This window comes from Enterobacter cloacae complex sp. EB5, from assembly GCF_031432835.1.
Classification (GTDB): Bacteria; Pseudomonadota; Gammaproteobacteria; order Enterobacterales; family Enterobacteriaceae; genus Enterobacter; species Enterobacter hormaechei_C.
Genome location: NZ_CP133860.1, coordinates 2359272 through 2382228 on the forward strand (window position 1 = coordinate 2359272; position 22957 = coordinate 2382228).

Sequence of the window (22957 nt, forward strand, 5' to 3'; positions counted from 1 at the left end):
TGATTGTCACCCCCTTTTTTTGCGTACTACATGGAGTAAAACGCAGATGTCTTATTTTTTATCAGGAGGACCCACGACGTTGGCTATGCTTTAAGGAAGATTTATTTCTCACCTGAGGGTAGGGCGGAGCAGAGAGGATTAACTGCACCGTTTAGGTCACATTAAAAGTCGTCCCGGAGCGCGTAAAAAGGGCGACATAAAAAAACAGGATGAATACCATGTCCGATCGTATTTCGAGAGACGTGATTAATGCGCTTATTGCGGGTCACTTTGCCGACCCCTTTTCTGTGCTAGGGATGCACCGTACTGACGCCGGGCTTGAAGTCCGGGCGCTGTTACCGGATGCAACAGAAGTGTGGGTTATCGAACCCAAAACCGGCCGCAAGGTGGGTAATCTGGAATGCCTCGACTCGCGTGGCTTCTTCTCGGGTGTCATGCCCCGCCGTAAAAATCCTTTTCGTTATCAGCTTGCCGTTATCTGGCACGGTCAGCAAAACCTGATTGACGATCCCTATAGCTTCGGCCCGCTCTTAAAAGAGATGGACGCCTGGCTGCTGTCCGAAGGGACCCATTTACGCCCCTACGAAACGCTGGGTGCCCATGCGGATACCATGGACGGTATCACCGGCACGCGTTTTGCCGTATGGGCGCCAAACGCCCAGCGCGTCTCCGTCGTCGGGCAGTTCAACTACTGGGACGGTCGTCGTCACCCCATGCGCCTGCGCCGGGAAACCGGCATCTGGGAGCTGTTTATCCCCGGCGCGCACAACGGTCAGCTCTACAAATTCGAGATGATCGATGCCAACGGCAAGCTGCGCATTAAATCCGACCCGTACGCCTTTGAGGCCGAACTGCGCCCGAATACCGCCTCGCTGATTTGCGGCCTGCCGGAGAAGGTTGTCCAGACGGAAGAGCGCAAGCAGGCTAACCGCTTCGATGCGCCGATCTCCGTTTATGAGGTGCATCTCGGCTCGTGGCGTCGCCACACCGATAACAACTTCTGGCTGAGCTATCGCGAGCTGGCGGACCAGCTGGTGCCGTACGCGAAATGGATGGGCTTTACCCATCTGGAGCTGCTGCCGATCAACGAACACCCGTTCGACGGCAGCTGGGGCTATCAGCCAACCGGGCTGTATGCGCCCACGCGCCGCTTCGGCACGCGCGATGACTTCCGCTATTTCATCGATGCCGCGCACGCCGCCGGGCTGAACGTGATCCTCGACTGGGTGCCGGGCCACTTCCCGTCGGACGATTTTGCGCTGGCAGAGTTCGACGGCACAAAGCTGTACGAGCACAGCGACCCGCGCGAAGGCTATCACCAGGACTGGAACACGCTGATCTACAACTACGGTCGCCGTGAAGTATCGAACTACCTGGTCGGGAACGCGCTGTACTGGATCGAGCGCTTCGGCATTGATGCCCTGCGCGTGGATGCGGTGGCGTCGATGATCTACCGCGACTACAGTCGCAAAGAGGGGGAGTGGATCCCGAACGAGTATGGTGGCCGTGAAAACCTCGAAGCGATTGAGTTTCTGCGCAACACCAACCGCATTATCGGCGAGCAGGTGGAAGGCGCCGTGACCATGGCGGAAGAGTCCACCGACTTCCCGGGCGTTTCCCGTCCACCGTCAATGGGCGGACTGGGCTTCTGGTACAAGTGGAACCTCGGCTGGATGCACGACACGCTCGACTACATGAAGCTCGACCCGGTTTATCGTCAGTATCACCACGATAAGCTCACCTTCGGGCTGCTCTACAACTACACCGAAAACTTCATGCTGCCGCTGTCGCACGATGAAGTGGTGCACGGCAAAAAATCCATTCTCGACCGCATGCCGGGGGACGCGTGGCAGAAGTTTGCCAACCTGCGCGCCTACTACGGCTGGATGTTCGCCTTCCCGGGCAAAAAGCTGCTGTTTATGGGCAACGAATTTGCCCAGGGGCGCGAATGGAACCACGATACCAGCCTTGACTGGCATCTGCTGGAAGGCGCGGACAACTGGCACCATGGCGTACAGCGTCTGGTCCGCGACCTGAACCTGACCTATCGCCACCATAAAGCGCTGCACGAGCTGGACTTCGATCCGTACGGCTTTGAGTGGCTGGTGGTGGACGACCACGAGCGCTCGGTGTTTGTCTTTGTGCGCCGCGACAAGGCGGGTAACGAGATCATCGTCGCCAGCAACTTCACGCCGGTGCCGCGCGAACACTACCGCTTCGGCATTAACCAGCCGGGCAAATGGCGCGAAATTCTCAATACCGACTCCATGCACTACCACGGCAGCAACGCCGGTAACGGCGGCCTGGTGCAGAGCGATGCCATTGAAAGCCACGGCCGTCCGAACTCCCTGAGCCTGACGCTGCCGCCGCTTGGCACAATCTGGCTGGTGCGGGAGGGAGAATGACGCAGCTCACGGCAGGTAAACCCGAACCGCTCGGGGCGCGCTTTGACGGAAAGGGGGTGAACTTTACGCTCTTTTCCGCTCACGCGGAGCGGGTGGAACTCTGTGTGTTTGACGGGGAAGGTAACGAGCACCGTTACGATTTACCGGCGCGCACGGGGGATACCTGGCATGGCTACCTGGCCGGAGGACGGCCAGGGATGCACTACGGTTTTCGCGTACACGGCCCCTGGGAGCCCTCTCAGGGGCACTGGTTTAACCCGGCGAAGCTGCTGATTGACCCGTGCGCGCACCGCGTGGACGGTGAGTTTAAAGATGACCCGCTGTTCCACGTTGGCTACGGCGAACCTGACCACCGCGACAGCGCGCCCGTCGCGCCCAAAAGCGTGGTGGTGCACGATCTCTACGACTGGGAAGACGATGCCCCGCCGCGCACGCCGTGGGGTAACACCGTTATTTATGAAGCCCACGTCAAAGGGCTGACGTATCTGCACCCGTCAATTCCCAAAGAGATGCGTGGCACCTACAAAGCGCTTGGGCATCCGACGATGGTCGCGTACCTGAAGCACTTAGGGATCACCGCGCTGGAGCTGTTGCCCGTGGCGCATTTCGCCAGCGAGCCGCGGCTACAGCGTCTTGGGTTAAGCAACTACTGGGGCTACAACCCGCTGGCGATGTTCGCCCTCGACCCGCGCTACGCAGTGCAGCCGGAGAAGGCACGGGATGAGTTTCGCGATGCGGTGAAGGCGCTTCACGCGGCGGGTATCGAGGTCATTCTGGACGTGGTGCTGAACCACAGTGCGGAAAGCGATCTTGACGGCCCGACGCTCTCACAGCGCGGAATCGATAACCGTAGCTATTATTGGATCAGGGACGACGGCGATTACGAGAACTGGACCGGGTGCGGTAACACCCTCAACCTCAGTCATCCGGCCGTTACGCATTACGCGTACGAGTGCCTGAAATACTGGGTTGAGACGTTCCACGTGGACGGTTTTCGCTTCGACCTGGCGCCGGTGATGGGGCGCACCCCGGCGTTCAGCCAGCAGGCGCCGCTGTTTGAGGCCATCAAAAACTGCCCTGTGCTCTCAAAGGTGAAGCTGATTGCGGAACCCTGGGACATCGGCGAGGGCGGTTATCAGGTGGGGAACTTCCCGCCGCTGTTTGCCGAGTGGAACGACCACTACCGCGACGCTATCCGCCGCTTCTGGCTGACGCGCGATCTGTCGCTGGGGGAGTTTGCCGGACGCTTTGCCGGCTCCAGCGATCTCTTTAAGCGCGACGGCAAACGCCCGTCGGCCACCGTTAACCTGGTGACGGCGCACGACGGTTTTACGCTGCGCGACTGTGTTTGTTTCAATCAGAAACACAATGAGGCAAACGGCGAAGAGAATCGCGATGGGACTAACAATAACCATAGCTTTAACCATGGTATAGAAGGGTTAGGCGGAAGTCTGGATGTGATCGAGCGGCGACGCGCCAGCGTTCATGCGCTGCTGACGACGCTTTTGTTGTCGCAGGGCACGCCGATGCTGCTGGCGGGCGATGAGCACGGCCACAGCCAGCACGGCAACAACAACGCCTATTGCCAGGACAACACCCTGACCTGGCTCGACTGGGGAGAAGCGAACAGCGGGCTGACCCATTTCACCGCGGCGCTGATCCATCTTCGCCAGCGCATCCCCGCGCTCACCGCCGACCGCTGGTGGGAAGAGGGCGACGGCAACGTTCGCTGGCTGAATAAAGACGCGCAACCGTTAAGCGCGCAAGAGTGGCAACACGGCATACCCTGTCTGCAAATCCTGCTTTCGGATGCGTGGCTGGTGACGCTGAACGCGACGGATGACGTCGCAGAGATTGTTTTACCTGACGGGGAGTGGCGAGCCATTCCTCCCTTTGCCGGAGCGGATAATCCGGTTGTTATGGCTGTCTGGCACGGGCCTGCGCACGGAGTGTGCGTATTCCAAAGATGATAAAAAAGGAGTTAGTCATGGTTAGATTAGAGAAGAACGATCCGTTAATGTTGGCGCGCCAGCTACCATTAAAAACAGTTGCCCTGATACTCGCGGGCGGGCGTGGTACCCGTCTGAAAGATTTGACCATCAAGCGCGCCAAACCGGCCGTTCACTTTGGTGGTAAGTTCCGTATTATCGATTTTGCACTGTCCAACTGCCTGAACTCAGGCATTCGCCGTATTGGCGTCATTACCCAGTATCAGTCGCACACGCTGGTGCAGCACATTCAGCGCGGCTGGTCATTCTTCAGCGAAGAGATGAACGAATTTGTCGATCTGCTCCCGGCGCAGCAGCGCGTTCACGGGGAGAACTGGTACCGCGGCACGGCGGATGCCGTGACCCAGAACCTCGACATCATTCGCCGCTATAACGCGGAATACATCGTTATCCTCGCCGGGGACCACATCTACAAGCAAGATTACTCCCACATGCTGATCGACCACGTCGAAAAAGGGGCGCGCTGCACCGTGGCGTGTCTGCCGGTGCCTGTTGCGGAAGCAACCGCGTTTGGCGTGATGCATGTAGATGGCGACGACAAGATTATCGACTTTGTCGAAAAACCGGCGAACCCGCCAACCATGCCGGGCGACGACACCAAATCGCTCGCCAGCATGGGGATCTATGTCTTTGATGCCGATTACCTTTATGAACTGCTGGAAGAGGACGACAAAGACGAGAACTCCAGTCACGACTTCGGCAAAGACATTATCCCGAAAATCACCAAAGCTGGCATGGCGTATGCACATCCCTTCCCGCTGTCCTGCGTGCAGTCCGATCCGAATGCGGAACCTTACTGGCGCGATGTGGGAACGCTGGAAGCGTACTGGAAAGCCAACCTCGATCTGGCGTCCGTCACGCCTGAGCTGGATATGTACGACCAGAACTGGCCGATTCGCACCCATATGGAATCGCTGCCGCCAGCGAAGTTCGTCCAGGACCGCTCCGGCAGTCACGGCATGACGCTCAACTCGCTGGTCTCTGGCGGGTGCATTATCTCCGGTTCGGTGGTGGTGCAGTCCGTGCTGTTCCCGCGCGTGCGTATAAACTCATTCTGTAATATCGATTCGGCAGTCCTGCTGCCGGATGTCTGGGTAGGGCGCTCATGTCGTCTGCGTCGCTGCGTTATCGACCGTGCCTGCGTCATTCCCGAAGGGATGGTGATTGGGGAAAACGCGGAAGAAGATGCGCGTCGTTTCTACCGTTCGGAAGAGGGGATCGTGTTAGTAACACGGGAAATGTTGCGGAAGCTGCAAATCAAACAGGAGCGATGATGCAGGTTTTACACGTATGTTCTGAGATGTTCCCGTTGTTAAAAACGGGCGGACTGGCGGATGTTCTTGGTGCACTACCGGCGGCGCAAATTGCCGGAGGGGTGGATACCCGTGTGTTGTTGCCCGCTTTTCCGGATATCCGGCGTGGTATTCCCGATGCAAAGGTTGTTACCCGTCGCGAGACCTTCGCGGGACGTATCACCCTGCTGTTTGGACATTACAATGGCGTAGGGATTTACCTGATTGATGCCCCGCATTTATACGATCGACCCGGCAGCCCGTATCACGATACCAACCTGTACGCCTATACCGATAACGTGCTGCGCTTTGCCCTGCTCGGCTGGGTGGGGGCGGAGATGGCCGTCGGGCTGGATCCGTTCTGGCGTCCGAACGTGGTGCACGCGCACGACTGGCATGCGGGGCTGGCTCCTGCGTATCTGGCGGCGAAGGGGCACCCGGCCAAATCGGTGTTTACAGTGCACAACCTGGCGTATCAGGGCATGTATTACGCGCATCATATGAATGACATCGATCTGCCATGGTCGTTCTTTAACATGCACGGGCTGGAGTTTAACGGACAGATTTCGTTCCTGAAGGCGGGTCTGTACTACGCCGACCACATCACGGCGGTCAGCCCAACCTACGCGCGGGAAATTACCCAGCCGGAGTTCGGTTACGGTATGGAAGGGCTGCTGCAACAGCGCCACCGTGAAGGTCGTCTGTCGGGCATTCTGAACGGCGTGGATGAACAGATCTGGAATCCGGAAACGGACCTCCTGCTGGCGGCGCGCTATGGGCGCGACTCCGTGGAGGACAAAGCGGAGAACAAGCGCCAGCTGCAAATTGCGATGGGGCTGAAGGTCAACGACAAGGTACCGCTGTTTGCGGTGGTCAGCCGCCTGACCAGCCAGAAAGGGCTGGATCTGGTGCTGGAAGCGCTGCCGGGATTATTGGAGCAGGGCGGCCAGCTGGCGCTGCTCGGCGCGGGCGACCCGGTATTGCAGGAAGGTTTCCTCGCGGCCGCGGCGGAACATCCGGGGCAGGTGGGCGTGCAGATTGGCTATCACGAAGCGTTCTCGCACCGCATCATGGGCGGCGCGGACGTGATTCTGGTGCCGAGCCGCTTCGAACCCTGTGGCCTGACGCAGCTCTATGGTCTGAAATACGGCACGTTGCCGCTGGTGCGCCGCACGGGCGGGCTGGCGGATACGGTGTCTGACAGCTCCCTGGAAAACCTGGCGGACGGTATCGCCAGCGGGTTTGTTTTCGAGGACAGTAATGCCTGGTCGCTGCTTCGGGCGATCCGGCGTGCTTTCGTCTTGTGGTCCCGTCCATCCCTGTGGCGTTACGTACAACGTCAGGCGATGTCCATGGACTTTGGCTGGCACGTTGCGGCGCAGTCCTACCGCGACCTTTATCAACGCTTGATGTAACGAGGCGAAGTTACTGATATGAATGCTCCATTTAGCTACTCTTCCCCCACGCTCAGCGTTGAGGCGTTGAAACACTCCATCGCCTATAAGCTGATGTTTACCATTGGGAAAGATCCCGTTATTGCCAACAAACATGAGTGGCTGAACGCCACGCTGTTTGCGGTGCGCGACCGTATGGTCGAACGCTGGCTGCGCTCTAACCGCGCCCAGCTTTCGCAGGAGACGCGACAGGTGTATTACCTGTCGATGGAGTTTCTGATTGGTCGCACCCTCTCCAATGCGCTGTTATCGCTCGGGATTTATGACGACGTCAAAAACGCACTGGAAGAGATGGGGCTGGATTTAGAAGAGCTGATTGACGAAGAGAACGACCCGGGGCTGGGTAACGGTGGTCTCGGGCGTCTTGCCGCCTGTTTCCTCGATTCACTGGCGACGCTGGCGCTGCCCGGGCGCGGCTACGGTATTCGCTACGACTACGGTATGTTCAAGCAGAACATCGTGGATGGTCGTCAGAAAGAGTCTCCAGACTACTGGCTGGAGTACGGTAACCCGTGGGAGTTCAAGCGCCACAACACGCGCTACAAGGTGCGTTTTGGCGGGCGTATTCAGCAGGAAGGGAAAAAATCCCGCTGGGTGGAAACCGAGGAGATCCTCGCCGTGGCCTATGACCAGATCATCCCCGGCTACGACACCGATGCGACCAATACCCTGCGCCTGTGGAACGCGCAGGCCAGTAGCGAGATCAACCTGGGTAAATTCAACCAGGGTGACTACTTCGCGGCGGTGGAAGATAAAAACCACTCCGAGAATGTGTCACGCGTCCTGTATCCGGATGACTCGACCTACTCAGGCCGCGAGCTGCGCCTGCGTCAGGAGTATTTCCTCGTCTCGGCAACGATTCAGGATATCCTCAGCCGTCATTATCAGCTGCACAAGACCTATGCGAATCTGGCGGAAAAAACCGCCATTCACCTCAACGATACCCATCCGGTGCTGTCGATCCCTGAGCTGATGCGCCTGCTGATTGACGAGCATAAGTTCAGCTGGGATGACGCGTTTGAAGTAACCTGCCAAGTGTTCTCGTACACTAACCATACGCTAATGAGTGAAGCGCTGGAGACGTGGCCGGTGGATATGCTCGGCAAAATTCTGCCGCGTCATCTGCAAATCATCTTCGAGATCAACGACTACTTCCTCAAGACCTTGCAGGAGCAGTACCCGAACGATACCGGTCTGCTGAGCCGCGCCTCGATCATTGATGAATCCAATGGTCGCCGCGTACGCATGGCCTGGCTGGCGGTGGTGATCAGCCACAAGGTGAACGGCGTGTCAGAGCTGCACTCGAACCTGATGGTGCAGTCGCTGTTTGCGGACTTCGCGAAGATCTTCCCGACGCGTTTCTGCAACGTGACCAACGGCGTCACCCCGCGCCGCTGGCTGGCGCTGGCGAACCAGCCGCTCTCCGACGTTCTGGATGAGAACATCGGCCGCACCTGGCGCACCGATTTGAGCCAGCTGAGCGAGCTTGAGCAGCACATTGATTTCCCGACGGTGAACAAAGCCGTGCGCGAAGCCAAGCTGCTGAACAAGAAACGTCTGTCGGTCTGGCTGGCGCTGCATCTGAACGTGGTGGCGAACCCGAAAGCGCTGTTCGACGTGCAGATCAAACGTATCCACGAGTACAAGCGTCAGCTGATGAACGTCCTGCACGTCATTACCCACTACAACCGCATTAAGGCTGACCCGACGGCGGAGTGGGTGCCGCGCGTGAAAATCTTTGCCGGTAAGGCGGCGTCCGCGTACTACATGGCGAAGCACATCATCCATCTCATCAACGATGTGGCGAAGGTGGTGAATCACGATCCGGACATTGGCGATAAGCTGAAGGTCGTGTTTATCCCGAACTACAGCGTAAGCCTGGCGCAGCTGATTATTCCGGCGGCGGATCTCTCTGAGCAGATTTCCACGGCGGGGACGGAAGCATCCGGCACCAGCAACATGAAGTTTGCCCTGAACGGCGCGCTGACTATCGGCACGCTGGACGGCGCAAATGTCGAGATGCTGGAGCATGTGGGCGCGGAGAATATCTTTATCTTCGGGAATACGGCGGAAGAGGTGGAGGCGCTGCGCAAGCAGGGCTACTCGCCGCGTGAGTATTATGAAGAGGATGACGAGTTACGCCAGGTGCTGACGCAAATCGCCACCGGCGTGTTTAACCCTGAGGAGCCCGGACGCTATCGCGATCTGGTGGACTCGCTGATTAACTTTGGCGATCACTATCAGGTGCTGGCGGATTACCGCAGCTACGTGGATTGTCAGGATAAGGTGGACGAACTGTACCGTCAGCCGGAGAAGTGGACCAGCGCCGCGATGCATAACATCGCCAACATGGGATACTTCTCGTCAGACAGAACCATCAAAGAGTATGCCGAGAACATCTGGCATATTGATCCGGTGCGGTTGTAAAACAAAGCCGGGTGGCGGCTCCGCCTTACCCGGCCTACTCGATCCTGTAGGCCCGGTAAGCGCAGCGCCACCGGGCATTTTTTGTCACCCTCAGGACGCCAGTGACAATTCACGCTTTCCCGCATGCTGCTGCAACCACTGCGCCACGCGAGACTGCTGCTCGGCATTCAGCCACATCCCTTCTTTAGTACGACGCCAGATGGCATCGTCCAGACGGCGCACCCATTCGTGTTCCACCAGGTAGCGCAGTTCCGCTTCGTACAGCTCATGGCCAAAATGCTCGCCCAGATCGGCAATCTCTTTCGCGTCGCCGAGGAACAGTTCGGTGTTGCTGCCGTAGGTACGGGCGTAATGGCGCGCCATTCCTTCGGTAATGAACGGGAAGCGACGGCGCAGCTTCGCGGCGTAATCGTCGCGGTTTCCGCCAATATCGCCGCCAGGCAACACGGCGCCTTTCGTCCACGCCGGGCCGATGCCTTTGTAATACGGTGCCAGTTTCTCCAGCGCGTGCTCTGCCAGTTTACGGTAGGTGGTGAGCTTACCGCCAAACACCGACAGCAGGGGCGCCTGACCGTCCACGTCATGAATATCAAGCGTATAGTCACGGGTGATGGCCTGCGGTGAGTCAGACTCGTCATCACACAGCGGACGCACGCCGGAGTAGGTCCAGACCACGTCATCGCGCGCCAGCTGTTTCTTAAAGTGCGCGTTGTACACTTTCAGCAGGTAGCTGACTTCACTCTCGTCGATCTCTACGTTTTTCGGATCGCCTTTGTACTCTACGTCGGTGGTGCCGATGATGGAGAACTCGTCCATCCACGGGATCACAAACACGATGCGCTTGTCTTCGTTTTGCAGGATATAAGCCTGTTTCTGGGTATGCACACGCGGCACCACAATGTGGCTGCCCTTGATCAGGCGGATGCCGTACGGAGAAGGCAGGTGCATACCGTCATCGAAGAATTGTTTTACCCACGGGCCGGTGGCGTTCACCAGGCCGCGCGCTTTCCAGCTGAACTTCTCGCCGGTATCCACGTCTTCCGCTTCCACAATCCACAGGCCGTTTTCGCGGCGTGCGGCGGTCGCGCGGGTACGGGTTTTCACCTCGCCGCCTTTCTTCTCGACCATCTGCGCGTTAGCCAGCACCAGACGCGCATCGTCCACCCAGCAGTCGGAATATTCGAAACCGCGCACGATTTCAGGCTTAAGGACCGACTCTGAGCCAAAACGCAAACCAGTCGAACCCGGCAGGCTGGTGCGTTTACCCAGATGATCGTACATAAACAGACCAATGCGGATCATCCACGCCGGACGCAGATGCGGGCGATGTGGCAGGCGGAAGCGCATCGGGATCGCCAGATGCGGAGCCATTTTCAGCAGTACTTCGCGTTCGGCCAGCGCTTCGCTGACCAGGCGGAATTCGTAGTGTTCCAGGTAGCGCAGGCCACCGTGGATCAGCTTGGAGCTGGCGGACGACGTCGCGCAGGCGAGATCGTTAGCTTCCAGCATCAGCACGGATAAACCGCGTCCTGCGGCATCAACCGCAATACCGGCACCGTTGATGCCACCGCCTATCACAATCAGATCTTTGGTTTCCATAACACCCTCATGCACTTTCGTTAAAGCTCAAAAATGTTCGATATCGCTCATAATAGCAAAGGAACGCGCTTTTGGTAACATCAAAAAAACAATTTAGAGTGATATGGATAACATAATGGCGTTTACCCGCCGCCAGGACGTACACTACGGGGTAAAATAGTGCGGTCTGATGCCCTCACCCCAGCCCTCTCCCACGGGGAGAGGGTGATCCGTTTCCCTCTCCCTCCGGGAGAGGGTAGGGTGAGGGGAAAACCGCACCACACCTGAATATAAGATGAGAACACCATGGATCAGTTTGAATGTATTAACGTAGAAGAAGCCCACCAGAAGATGCACCAGGGAAAAGCGGTGCTGGTGGATATCCGCGATCCGCAGAGCTTTGCGATGGGCCACACGCCGGGCGCGTTCCATCTCACCAACGACACGCTGGGCGCGTTTATGCGCGATAACGACTTCGATACCCCGGTGATGGTGATGTGCTATCACGGCAACAGCAGTAAAGGCGCGGCGCAGTATCTGCTCCAGCAGGGTTACGACGCGGTGTACAGCGTCGATGGCGGCTTCGATGCCTGGCATCGTCATTTCCCGGCAGAAGTTGAATACGCGTTTGAGCGCTGATCCCGCTATACTGTCCCCTTTTGTGTGGAAATAAGCGACCGCTGCCCATGTTGATGATCACCTCTTTTAGCAACCCGCGCGTCGCCCAGGCGTTTGTCGACTATATGGCGACGCAGGGCATTATCCTGACTATTCAGCAGCATACACAGACGGATGTCTGGCTGGCAGACGAAAGCCAGGCCAGCCGCGTGAACGACGAGCTGGCGCGTTTTCTGGAAAACCCGGGCGACCCGCGTTATCTGGCGGCAAGCTGGCAATCCGGCCAGACCGGCAGTGGCCTGCACTATCAACGTTTTCCGTTTCTCGCCACCCTCCGCGAGCGCGCAGGACCGTTTACGCTGCTTTTGATGGCTGCCTGCATCATCGTCTTCATTATTATGAGCGTGGTGGGCGACCAGAGCGTGATGATTGCCCTCGCATGGCCCTACGATCCCTCCCTGCAATTTGACGTCTGGCGCTACTTCACGCATGCGCTGATGCACTTCTCGGTGATGCATATCCTCTTTAACCTGCTGTGGTGGTGGTATCTCGGCGGGGCGGTGGAGAAGCGGCTCGGCAGCGGCAAGCTGATTGTGATCACCCTTATCAGCGCCCTGTTAAGCGGCTACGTTCAGCATAAATTCAGCGGTCCGTGGTTTGGCGGGTTATCCGGCGTGGTGTACGCCCTGATGGGTTACGCCTGGCTCAGAGGCGAGCGCGACCCGGATAGCGGCATCTATTTACAACGTGGATTAATAACCTTTGCGTTAATATGGCTTATTGCCGGATGGTTTGATCTGTTTGGTATGTCTATCGCCAATGGTGCGCACGTTACCGGCCTGGCGGTCGGGCTGGCGATGGCGCTGGCCGATACGCTCCATGCGCGAAAACGAACATAATTCCCAGGGACATTTGATGAAACAAACACAACGTCATGACGCCATTATCGAACTGGTAAAAAAACAGGGATACGTCAGTACTGAAGAGCTGGTGGAGCAGTTTGCCGTCAGCCCGCAAACCATCCGTCGTGACCTCAACGACCTGGCCGATCAGAACCGTATTTTGCGTCACCACGGCGGCGCCGCGCTGCCGTCCAGCTCGGTGAACACCTCGTGGCATGACCGTAAGGCGACGCAAACGGCAGAGAAAGAGCGTATCGCCCGTAAAGTGGCGAGCCAGATCCCGAACGGCGCGACGCTGTTTATTGATATCGGCACCACCCCGGAAGCGGTCGCCCATGCGCTGCTGAACCATGAGAACTTGCGCGTGGTGACCAACAACCTGAACGTGGCCAACACGTTGATGCAGAAAGACGATTTCCGCATCATCCTCGCGGGCGGCGAACTGCGCAGCCGCGACGGGGGCATTATCGGCGAAGCGACGCTCGATTTTATCTCTCAGTTCCGCCTCGACTTCGGCATTCTGGGGATCAGCGGCATCGACACCGACGGCTCGCTGCTGGAGTTTGATTACCACGAAGTGCGCACCAAGCGCGCGATCATTGAGAACTCACGTCACGTAATGCTGGTGGTGGATCACTCCAAGTTTGGTCGTAATGCGATGGTGAACATGGGCAGCATCAGCATGGTGAATGCGGTCTACACCGACGTGATGCCGCCGGCGGGCGTCATGCAGGTGATTAAAGATAATAATGTGCAGTTAGAGTTGTGTTGAAAAGCTGTTCTCCCTCTCCCTGTGGGAGAGGGCCGGGGTGAGGGCATCAGACCGCAGAGGATCTACACTCCATATCCCATCATCTTCAACAGCTGCTGCGCATGCTGCACCGCGTCCTGACGGTGCGCCACGCCCAGCTTCTGATACAGATTGCGAATGTGCGTTTTAATGGTGGTCGCCGCCACCGCCAGCTCACCGGCAATCTGCTCGTTGCTGTAGCCTGAGTAGATCAGCCCCAGCACCTGCCATTCACGCTGGGTGAGCGGGCTGGTGCGGATAAGCTCCGGCACTTCCGGATGGTTCAGCAGACGTTCAACAAAGTTTTCATCGAAGTGCGCAAACTTGTGGCGATGATGCTGGTTGATCTCGCGCAGAATGCGCTGGGCGCGATGCTGATCGAGTTCCGGCAGCGTGTTGAGCTGAATCAGCTGGCGCAGCTGCTGGGCCATCACTTCACCCTCAATCACAAAGTGGCTGATAAACCCGGTGCGGTTCGCCAGCTGTAACGCCTCCAGCAGTACGCGCTGGGCATCGTTTTTACGTCCCGCCTGCCAGTAAAGCTGGTTTAACAGCAGCAGGTTGCGGTTTAAATCGCTCATCAGGCGCAGGCTGCGGGCGTTTTCGTTTAACTCTTCCAGCACGATCTCGGCAGGCTCAAAGTCACCCAGCAGGATCTGCACGCGGGCGATGTTGCGCCACTGGCTTTGCAGGAAGTGGTTATTGGCAAATTCCGGTTTAGGCGTATGACGCAGCCAGTTGGCGGCGGACTTTTTATCGCCGGTCATCTGCCAGTAAATCACCCGGACCTTATCGGCGTTGGATACCCAGTCGCTATGGTACTGCCCGTTGCCGAGCAGATTTTCCAGGCGGTTAAGGTGATTGCGGGCATTATCCAGGTCGCCGCGCGCCAGCGAGCACTGCACCAGCAGAGCCAGACACTGGAGCTGCTGCTGCGGCTGGAAGCTCGAAAGGACATTCAGACCCTGGCGGGCGCAGCTTTCCGCTTCATCCAGACGCGACCATGCCCACAGCAGCTGAGCGCGAATACGCAACAGGAACTCGTGCATCGGCAGCTGTTCCAGATGCTGTTCACGGATCAGCTGGAACGCTTTCTCCTGGTTTTCCCAGGCGGCTTGCAGGAATCCCTGAGCAAATAAAATCTCGCTTTGCTGGATCAGGCTCCACAGGGCGTAATGCCAGACATCGTGTCGGCGCGCCATCTGTTCGGTTTGCTGCATGAGTGAAAGCGAACGCGTGAGATCGCCCTTACAGTGCAGCACTTCGCCGTGTACCGAGGTGGCGACAATACGGCTGTAAAAATTCGCCAGCGGCAGCTCATCCAGCGCGACCATCGCCAGCCGTTCGGCTTCATCCGGATCGCCGTCGTTAATCGCCACCTGCGCACGCAGGGCGTTAAATTCGCCGTGCAGGGTGGTATCCATCTCACTTTCCATCTCCTGCTCGGCGCGCGCCAGCAGGGTGTTCACTTCGCTGTAGCGATGCTGGCTCTGCATCAGCCAGGCCTGGAGCAGCACCAGACGCGGGTTCTCCAGCAGGCTTTCCCACGGCAGCGCTTTTAACGACTCTTCCAGCAGCGTCAGTTCGCTGTGGTTGAACAGTCCCCACGCGTGGTTGAGCAGAATATCGCGCAGCATACCGGCATCCCCGGCGGCCAGCGCATGGTGGATAGCCTCGCTCGGGAAACCTTGCGCCATCCAGCTTTCGGCGGCGGCGCGGTGAATGTCAGGCAGCTCTGCGGCCAGTTCCCACTGGCAACGCTGGCGCAGGAAGCTGCCAAACAGCGGATGGTAGCTAAACCATTCGCCGTGATCGTCCATGCGCGTCAGGAACAGACCCTGACGTTCAATCTCTTCGAGCTGAAGCTGCCCGTTTTCAATGCCGGTGACACGCACGATCAGCGCATCGTTCATGGAACGCAGCAGGGAGCTTTTCAGCAGGAAATGGCGGGTGGAGAGGTCAACGCTGTCGAGTACTTCATCCACCAGATAATCCGACAGGTGGCTGGCGTTGATGCCCGCCAGGCGGCGTGCGGACTGATGCGTCGGGCTGTTGTTTTGCCGCGCGGAGAGGGCAATCAGCTGAAGCGCCGTGGCCCAGCCGGCAACGTCATCGCACAGGCGGCTGCTTTCCGACGCCTCAATCGGAGACGTCAGGCGGCAGTCAAAGAACTGCTTCGCTTCCTGATGGGTAAAGGCCAGCTGCTGACTGCCGATTTCCAGCAACTGATCGCGCACGCGCAGGTTGGCAATGCCCAACTGCGGAAGGTTACGCGACAGGACAACCAGCGTCAGGTTTTCCGGCTGATGGCGCAGGAAGAAACGCATGGATTCGTGAATAACCGGGTTGGTGATCAGATGATAATCATCAATCACCACATACAGCGGGCGATGCCATTCGGCCAGCTCAATAAATAGCTGGGAGAAAAGAGAGGACAGGCTGGCGTACTGGCGCTTTTGCACCATCACCTCGCTGGTGACGCAGTGTCCGTTGGTTGCCTGCTGAATCGCGGCAATTAAATAGCTGGCAAAGCGCTCCTGCTGGTTATCACCTTCATCCAGGGAGTACCAGCCAAGATCGCTTTTACCTGCCGCCCATTGCGAAATGAGCGTTGTTTTTCCATAACCCGCAGGACTCGTAACCAGCGCCAGTCGGAAATTATGCGCACCGGAAAGTTTAGCCAGCAGGCGCTCGCGGACCACAGTATGGTCAAGACGAACCGGGCGACTTAATTTGGACGGAATCAACATAGTTTTCACTTCACTGTGGGGAACGAGAGAATTTATTTTTTTGCGCTTCGTAATTAATATCTATAAGTTCGGCCAATAGAGGAACTATTGCAAGTTATGTCTGGGTTTGGAGGCTCTGAATTTGCACTCTGTCACAAAACATTCTCATCACTGATGGAACTTTCCGTAATTGGCTGGATGCCGCGCTGCTTCTGGCTTGTCTGCATAAGTCGCAGTTGCGCTGAAACTGGTTTCAGAAAGAGATAATGACGCTGAAGTTAATTAACTTCAGGGAAAGTTGCATGGGCTTAATAGTGGTGCTGAATAATCCCGACACGTGGAAATATTATTCTACGTAAGTAATCATTTCAGCGATGATAACTTTCCTCCGAAACTGCATTTCATTTCTTTGACGCTCTTCCGGGATCGCTTTTTCCGCGAAGCGCACACTTACACAGTGGCCTCGATCACACTTTTATGCTCATCCCCGCTACTCCTCCCTGCCTAATCCCCGACAGGAGGAGGAAGAGGCGCAATGAGCCAGGCACACTAGCGCCAAATGTGTTTTCTCTCTACAGGATGCCGATTCCCTATGTCACAGCCTACTTTCAACAAAGCTCAATTTCAGGCTGCCCTGACGCGTCAGTGGCAGCGTTTTGGCCTTCATGCTGCAAACGAGATGACGCCTCACCAGTGGTGGCAGGCGGTGAGCGGGGCGCTCGCAGAGCAGCTGGACGCTCAGCCTGTGGCGAAGCCTGTGAAAGGCCAGCGTCACGTCAACTACATTTCGATGGAGTTCCTGATTGGTCGTCTGACGGGCAACAATCTGCTGAACCTTGGCTGGTATCAGGAGGTCGGTGACGTGCTGAAAGAACACGACATCAACCTGACCGATCTGCTGGAAGAAGAGATTGACCCGGCGCTGGGCAACGGCGGCTTGGGACGTCTGGCAGCCTGCTTCCTGGATTCCATGGCAACCGTGGGTCAGTCGGCGATTGGCTATGGCCTGAACTATCAGTACGGCCTGTTCCGTCAGTCATTTGCCGACGGCCATCAGATGGAAGCGCCGGACGACTGGCACCGCAATACCTATCCGTGGTTCCGCCACAACGCACAGTTGGATGTGCATGTGGGCATTGGCGGGAAAGTGACAAAGCAGGGGCTCTGGGAACCGGCGTTCACCATCACTGGCGAAGCCTGGGATCTGCCGGTACTCGGCTACCGTAACGGCGTGGCGCAGCCGCTGCGTCTGTGGCAGGCGAAGCACGCGCATCCGTTTAACCTGACCAAATTCAACGACGGTGATTTCCTGCGCGCCGAGCAGCAGGGGATCGACGCCGAGAAGCTGACCAAAGTCCTCTACCCGAACGACAACCATCTGGCGGGTAAAAAACTGCGTCTGATGCAGCAGTACTTCCAGTGCGCCTGCTCCGTGGCGGACATTCTGCGTCGCCACCACCTGGCGGGCCGCAAGCTGGCACAGCTGCCGGACTTCGAAGTGATTCAGCTTAACGACACGCACCCGACCATTGCCATCCCGGAACTGCTGCGCGTGCTGATCGACGAGCATCAGCTGAGCTGGGACGACGCCTGGGCCATCACCAGCCGCACCTTCGCCTACACCAACCACACCCTGATGCCGGAAGCGCTGGAGTGCTGGGATGAGAAGCTGGTGAAAACGCTGCTGCCGCGCCATATGCAGATCATCAATAAGATTAACGACCAGTTCAAAACGCTGGTGGAGAAAACCTGGCCGGGCGACAAAGCCGTCTGGGCGAAGCTGGCCGTGGTACACGACAAACAGGTGCGCATGGCGAACATGTGCGTGGTCAGCGGCTTTGCGGTGAACGGCGTTGCCGCGCTGCACTCGGATCTGGTGGTGAAAGATCTCTTCCCGGAATACCACCAGCTGTGGCCGACCAAATTCCATAACGTGACCAACGGCATCACGCCGCGTCGCTGGATCAAGCAGTGCAACCCGCTGCTGGCCGGCCTGCTGGACAAGACCCTGAAGAAAGAGTGGGCCAACGACCTGGACCAGCTGATCAACCTGGAAAAACAGGCTGACGACGCGAAGTTCCGCGAGCAGTACCGCGCCATTAAGCTGGAGAACAAGGTTCGTCTGGCCGAGTTCGTGAAAATGCGCACCGGAATTGAGATCAACCCGAATGCGATTTTCGATATCCAGATCAAACGTCTGCACGAGTACAAACGTCAGCACCTGAACCTGCTGCACATTCTGGCGCTGTACAAAGAGATCCGCGAGAACCCGCAGGCCGACCGCGTCCCGCGCGTGTTCCTGTTCGGTGCGAAAGCGGCGCCGGGCTACTACCTGGCGAAAAACATTATCCTCGCCATTAATAAAGTGGCGGCGGCGATCAACAACGATCCGAAAGTGGGCGACAAGCTGAAGGTGGTGTTCCTGCCGGACTACTGCGTCTCTGCGGCTGAAATGCTGATCCCGGCGGCGGATATTTCCGAGCAGATCTCTACCGCCGGTAAAGAAGCGTCCGGTACCGGCAACATGAAGCTGGCCCTGAACGGCGCGCTGACCGTCGGCACGCTGGACGGTGCGAACGTCGAAATCGCCGAGAAGGTCGGCGAAGAGAACATCTTTATCTTCGGCCATACTGTTGAAGAAGTGAAAGCCATCAAAGCCAAAGGGTATGACCCGGTGAAATGGCGTAAAAAAGATAAAGTGCTGGATGCGGTGCTCAAAGAGCTGGAAAGCGGGAAGTACAGCGACGGCGACAAGCACGCCTTTGACCAGATGCTGCACAGCATGGACAAACACGGCGGCGACCCGTACCTGGTGATGGCTGACTTCTCGGCTTACGTTGAAGCGCAGAAGCAGGTCGACGTGCTGTATCGCGACCAGGATGCGTGGACCCGCGCGTGTATCCTGAACACCGCGCGCTGCGGTATGTTCAGCTCTGACCGCTCAATCCGTGATTATCAGGCTCGTATCTGGCAGGCAAAACGCTAAGGAAGCGCGATGGAGAGTAAACGTCTGGACAGTGCCGCGCAGGCGGCGGGAATTAGCCTCAGTTACATCAATGCGCACGGCAAACCGCAGTCTATTGGTGCGGACACCAAAAGACGTTTGCTGGATGCCATGCACAAAACCGACGCGAAAGCGTCGGGTGCGCCGGTGCCGAACGTGAAGGTCTTTACCGCGGGCAAAAAGATGCCGCTGGCGGTGGAAGGGCGCGGCGAGTTCAGCTGGCTGCTCACCACCGAAGAGGGGCATCAGCACAAAGGCCATGCCACCGGCGGCAAAACCCTCAACCTTCCGGCGAAACTGCCGGAGGGCTACCACACGCTTACGCTCACCCAGGACGACCAGCGTTTTCACTGCCGGGTGATCGTGGCGCCAAAGCGCTGCTATGAGCCGCAGGCGCTGCTGGAAGGCAAAAAGCTGTGGGGCGCCTGCGTGCAGCTCTACACCCTGCGCTCGGACAGCAACTGGGGAATCGGCGATTTCGGCGATCTGAAAAAGATGCTGGCATCTGTTGGTGAGCGCGGCGGGGCATTTATCGGCCTTAACCCGATCCACGCGCTCTATCCGGCGAATCCGGAAAGCGCCAGCCCGTACAGCCCGTCGTCCCGCCGCTGGCTGAACGTGATTTACATCGACGTTAACGCGTTAGACGATTTCAAAAACAGCAAAGAGGCCCAGGCGTGGTGGAAACTTGAGACCACGCAGCAGTTGCTGAAACAGGCCCGCGATGCGGACTGGGTGGATTATGCCTCCGTGACCGCGCTGAAAATGGCGGCTCTGCGTCTGGCGTGGAAAGGCTTTGCGAAGCGTGACGACGAGCAGATGGCAGCCTTCCGCCAGTTTGTGATGCAGGAAGGTGAGAGCCTTTACTGGCAGGCGGCGTTTGATGCGCTGCATGCGTATCAGGTGCAGGAGGACGAGATGCGCTGGGGCTGGCCGGTGTGGCCGGAAGCCTATCAGTCCGTGGATACCCCGGAAGTGAAGGCGTTCTGTGAGACGCATGCCGACGAGGTGGATTTCTATCTCTGGTTGCAGTGGCTGGCGTACAGCCAGTTTGCCGCCTGCTGGCAGGTGAGCCAGGGCTATAACATGCCGATCGGGTTGTATCGCGATCTGGCTGTCGGCGTGGCGGAAGGCGGGGCGGAAACCTGGTGTGACCGTGAACTTTACTGCCTGAAAGCTTCTGTGGGTGCGCCGCCGGATATTCTTGGCCCGCTTGGTCAGAACTGGGGCTTACCGCCGATGGATCCGCACGTGATGGTGGCGCGTGCCTACGAGCCGTTTATCGACCTGCTGCGCGCTAACATGCAGAACTGCGGCGCGTTGCGTATCGACCACGTGATGTCCGTGCTGCGCCTGTGGTGGATCCCGTACGGTGAAACGGCTGACCACGGGGCGTACGTGCAGTATCCGGTGGACGACCTGCTTTCAATCCTCGCGCTGGAGAGTAAACGTCATCAGTGCATGGTGATTGGCGAAGATCTCGGTACCGTGCCGGTGGAAATTGTCAGTAAGCTCCGCGACAGCGGGGTTTACTCCTACAAAGTGCTCTATTTTGAAAACGACCATGAGAAAACCTTCCGCGCGCCGAAAGCGTACCCTGAACAGTCAATGGCAGTCGCGACGACGCATGATCTTCCTACGCTCAGAGGCTACTGGGAAAGCGGCGACCTGACGCTCGGCAAAACGCTGGGTCTCTACCCGGATGAAGAGGTTCTGCGTGGGCTGTATCAGGATCGCGAGCTGGCGAAGCAGGGGCTGCTGGATGCGCTGCATAAGCATGGCTGTCTGCCGAAGCGCGCCGGGCATAAGGCGTCGCTGATGTCGATGACGCCAACGCTTAACCGTGGCTTACAGCGCTATATTGCCGACAGCAACAGCGCGTTGCTCGGTCTGCAACCGGAAGACTGGATTGATATGGCGGAGCCGGTAAACATCCCCGGCACCAGCTATCAGTACAAAAACTGGCGTCGCAAGCTGTCCACAACGCTTGAAGCGATGTTCGCCGATGACGGGGTGAACAGGTTGATTAAGGATTTGGACAAGCGGCGAAAAGCGGTGGGTAAGAAGCGGTAGTTTCACCCTCACCCTAACCCTCTCCCAGAGGGAGAGGGAATAGAATGTAGGCCGGGTAAGCGTCAGCGCCACCCGGCTTTTTTACATCAAACCACCATATTCAACAGCAGCACCCCGACCAGACCGCACACCGAAATAATGGTTTCCAGCGCGGACCAGGACTTGATGGTTTCACCGATGGTCAGGTTGAAGTACTCCTTGAACAGCCAGAAGCCCGGATCGTTCACGTGGGAGAAAATCACGCTACCGGAACCGACCGCGATAACCATAAGCTCAGGGCTTACGCCCGTGGTCGCAATCAGCGGCGCAACGATACCGCCTGCGGTAATCGCCGCAACGGTCGCAGAGCCCAGCGCAATACGCAGAACGGCGGCGATAGACCACGCCATCAGCAGCGGGGAGACGTTGGTTTCATGCATCATGGCCGCGATGTATTTGTCCACGCCGCTGTCGACCAGCACCTGCTTGAACGCGCCGCCACCGCCGATGATCAGCAGCATCATGGCAATGATTTTGATGGAAGAGGTCAGCGTGTCGTTGATCTGATCCATGGAACGACCACGGTTAAGACCGAAGGTGAACATGGCGATCAGGACCGCAATCAGCGTTGCCATCACCGGGTCGCCCAGGAACTCCGCAACGGACAGGAACGCGTGACCTTTCGGCAGAATCATCTCTGCTATGGCACGCATCGCCATCAGGATCACCGGTACCAGTGAGGTCCAGACGCTGACGCCAAAGCCTGGCATCTCTTCTTCAGTAAAGGTTTTGGCGCTGTACAGCCCTTCCGGGATAGGCTTATCAATGCCTTTCAGGAAGCGGGCGTACACCGGGCCTGCCAGAATCACCGTCGGGATCGCCAGAATCGTACCGAACAGCAGGGTTTTACCCATATCGGCGTGGAAGATGGTGGCGATAGCGGTTGGACCCGGGTGCGGCGGCAGGAAACCGTGGGTGACGGACAGCGCCGCAGCCATTGGCACACCGACAAACAGCAGCGGGATGTTGGCGGCAGCGGCGATGGTGAACACCAGCGGCAGCATCAGCACGAAGCCCACTTCATAGAACAGCGCGAAACCGACGGTAAAACCGGTTAACACCACCGCCCATTGAATGTTCTTCTTACCAAATTTGTCGATCAGCGTGGTGGCAATACGCTGTGCGCCACCGCAGTCCGCGAGCATTTTACCGAGCATGGCGCCGAAGCCCATGATCAGCGCCAGGCTGCCGAGCGTACCGCCGACACCGGCTTTAATGGAGCTGATAACTTTAACCAGCGGCATTCCCTGCATCAGACCGACTGCAAGTGCCACCAGAACCAGAGCGATAAATCCGTTCATTTTGAAACGGATCATCAAGAGCAGTAATAACACAACACCGATAGCGACGATGACTAATGGCATGATTGACCTGGCCTTTGAATTGTTATGGGTAACGTCATTGTTTCAACGACAAATTCCGGTTGTCCCAACTGGGAACAGAGTGTTAACGGCACTCATACTGATGCCTGCGAAAACGTTAAGTTTAGTCGGCTGTTATAAGGGTGTTGAGTGCACATGGGAATGATACGGGTAACATGACGTGATTGAGAATCACCCAGAGAGGCAAAATTTGAATTATGAGACGCAGGTCAACATATAGAGGGAGAGGCAAGAAAAAGTAGGCCCGGTAAGCGC

Annotated in this window: 13 protein-coding genes; 10 read left to right on the forward strand and 3 right to left on the reverse strand. The window is 57.7% G+C overall.

The genetic code is table 11. The annotated features are described in order from the left end of the window. Positions 1 to 218 precede the first annotated feature (218 nt). The 5 genes from glgB to glgP are packed head-to-tail and all read left to right on the forward strand — an operon-like array spanning position 219 to position 9587. Positions 219 to 2405 carry a 1,4-alpha-glucan branching enzyme gene (glgB, locus tag RHN82_RS11205; protein WP_047050520.1) on the forward strand — a complete coding sequence of 729 codons (2187 nt, stop codon included), beginning with the start codon at positions 219 to 221 and terminating at the stop codon, positions 2403 to 2405. Further along, complete coding sequence (gene glgX / locus RHN82_RS11210; protein WP_047050518.1) at positions 2402 to 4375, forward strand: glycogen debranching protein GlgX; 1974 nt, start codon at positions 2402 to 2404, stop codon at positions 4373 to 4375. Before glgB ends, glgX begins: the two co-directional genes overlap by 4 nt. A 17-nt stretch (positions 4376 to 4392) precedes the next feature. Then, positions 4393 to 5688, forward strand: a complete 1296-nt coding sequence (gene glgC / locus RHN82_RS11215) for a glucose-1-phosphate adenylyltransferase (protein WP_003861582.1) — start codon at positions 4393 to 4395, stop codon at positions 5686 to 5688. Next, complete coding sequence (gene glgA, locus RHN82_RS11220; RefSeq protein ID WP_022649646.1) at positions 5688 to 7121, forward strand: glycogen synthase GlgA; 1434 nt, start codon at positions 5688 to 5690, stop codon at positions 7119 to 7121. The genes glgC and glgA overlap by 1 nt, the downstream gene beginning before the upstream one ends. Positions 7122 to 7139: 18 nt before the next feature. Beyond that, positions 7140 to 9587, forward strand: a complete 2448-nt coding sequence (gene glgP / locus RHN82_RS11225) for a glycogen phosphorylase (RefSeq protein ID WP_047050514.1) — start codon at positions 7140 to 7142, stop codon at positions 9585 to 9587. 90 nt (positions 9588 to 9677) lie between these two features. Here the strand turns inward: glgP and glpD are convergent, their stop codons facing one another. Next, positions 9678 to 11186 carry a glycerol-3-phosphate dehydrogenase gene (glpD, locus tag RHN82_RS11230; RefSeq protein ID WP_047050513.1) on the reverse strand — a complete coding sequence of 503 codons (1509 nt, stop codon included), beginning with the start codon at positions 11184 to 11186 and terminating at the stop codon, positions 9678 to 9680. A 285-nt stretch (positions 11187 to 11471) separates the two neighbouring features. On the opposite strand from glpD, the gene glpE reads away from it, so the two are divergent. From glpE to RHN82_RS11245, 3 genes are read left to right on the forward strand one after another with little or no spacing between them, the layout of a single operon-like run. Then, positions 11472 to 11804 carry a thiosulfate sulfurtransferase GlpE gene (gene glpE / locus RHN82_RS11235; protein WP_008503062.1) on the forward strand — a complete coding sequence of 111 codons (333 nt, stop codon included), beginning with the start codon at positions 11472 to 11474 and terminating at the stop codon, positions 11802 to 11804. A 47-nt stretch (positions 11805 to 11851) separates the two neighbouring features. Then, on the forward strand, positions 11852 to 12682 hold the full coding sequence (gene glpG / locus RHN82_RS11240) for a rhomboid family intramembrane serine protease GlpG (RefSeq protein WP_047050509.1): 831 nt from the start codon (positions 11852 to 11854) through the stop codon (positions 12680 to 12682). 16 nt (positions 12683 to 12698) lie between these two features. Further along, on the forward strand, positions 12699 to 13457 hold the full coding sequence (locus RHN82_RS11245) for a DeoR/GlpR family transcriptional regulator (RefSeq protein ID WP_032655365.1): 759 nt from the start codon (positions 12699 to 12701) through the stop codon (positions 13455 to 13457). A 62-nt stretch (positions 13458 to 13519) separates the two neighbouring features. Here the strand turns inward: RHN82_RS11245 and malT are convergent, their stop codons facing one another. Continuing rightward, complete coding sequence (malT, locus tag RHN82_RS11250) at positions 13520 to 16225, reverse strand: HTH-type transcriptional regulator MalT (RefSeq protein ID WP_003861595.1); 2706 nt, start codon at positions 16223 to 16225, stop codon at positions 13520 to 13522. Between the two features lie 571 nt (positions 16226 to 16796). On the opposite strand from malT, the gene malP reads away from it, so the two are divergent. Both malP and malQ read left to right on the forward strand, forming a co-directional pair. Then, complete coding sequence (gene malP / locus RHN82_RS11255) at positions 16797 to 19190, forward strand: maltodextrin phosphorylase (RefSeq protein WP_047050506.1); 2394 nt, start codon at positions 16797 to 16799, stop codon at positions 19188 to 19190. 9 nt (positions 19191 to 19199) lie between these two features. Continuing rightward, entirely contained in the window at positions 19200 to 21281 is a 2082-nt protein-coding gene (malQ, locus tag RHN82_RS11260; protein ID WP_047050504.1) for a 4-alpha-glucanotransferase, read from the forward strand. Positions 21282 to 21367: 86 nt separating this feature from the next. Here the strand turns inward: malQ and gntT are convergent, their stop codons facing one another. Then, positions 21368 to 22684 (reverse strand): gluconate transporter, encoded by a 1317-nt coding sequence (gene gntT / locus RHN82_RS11265; protein WP_047050503.1) that lies wholly within the window; start codon positions 22682 to 22684, stop codon positions 21368 to 21370. Positions 22685 to 22957: the final 273 nt, after the last annotated feature.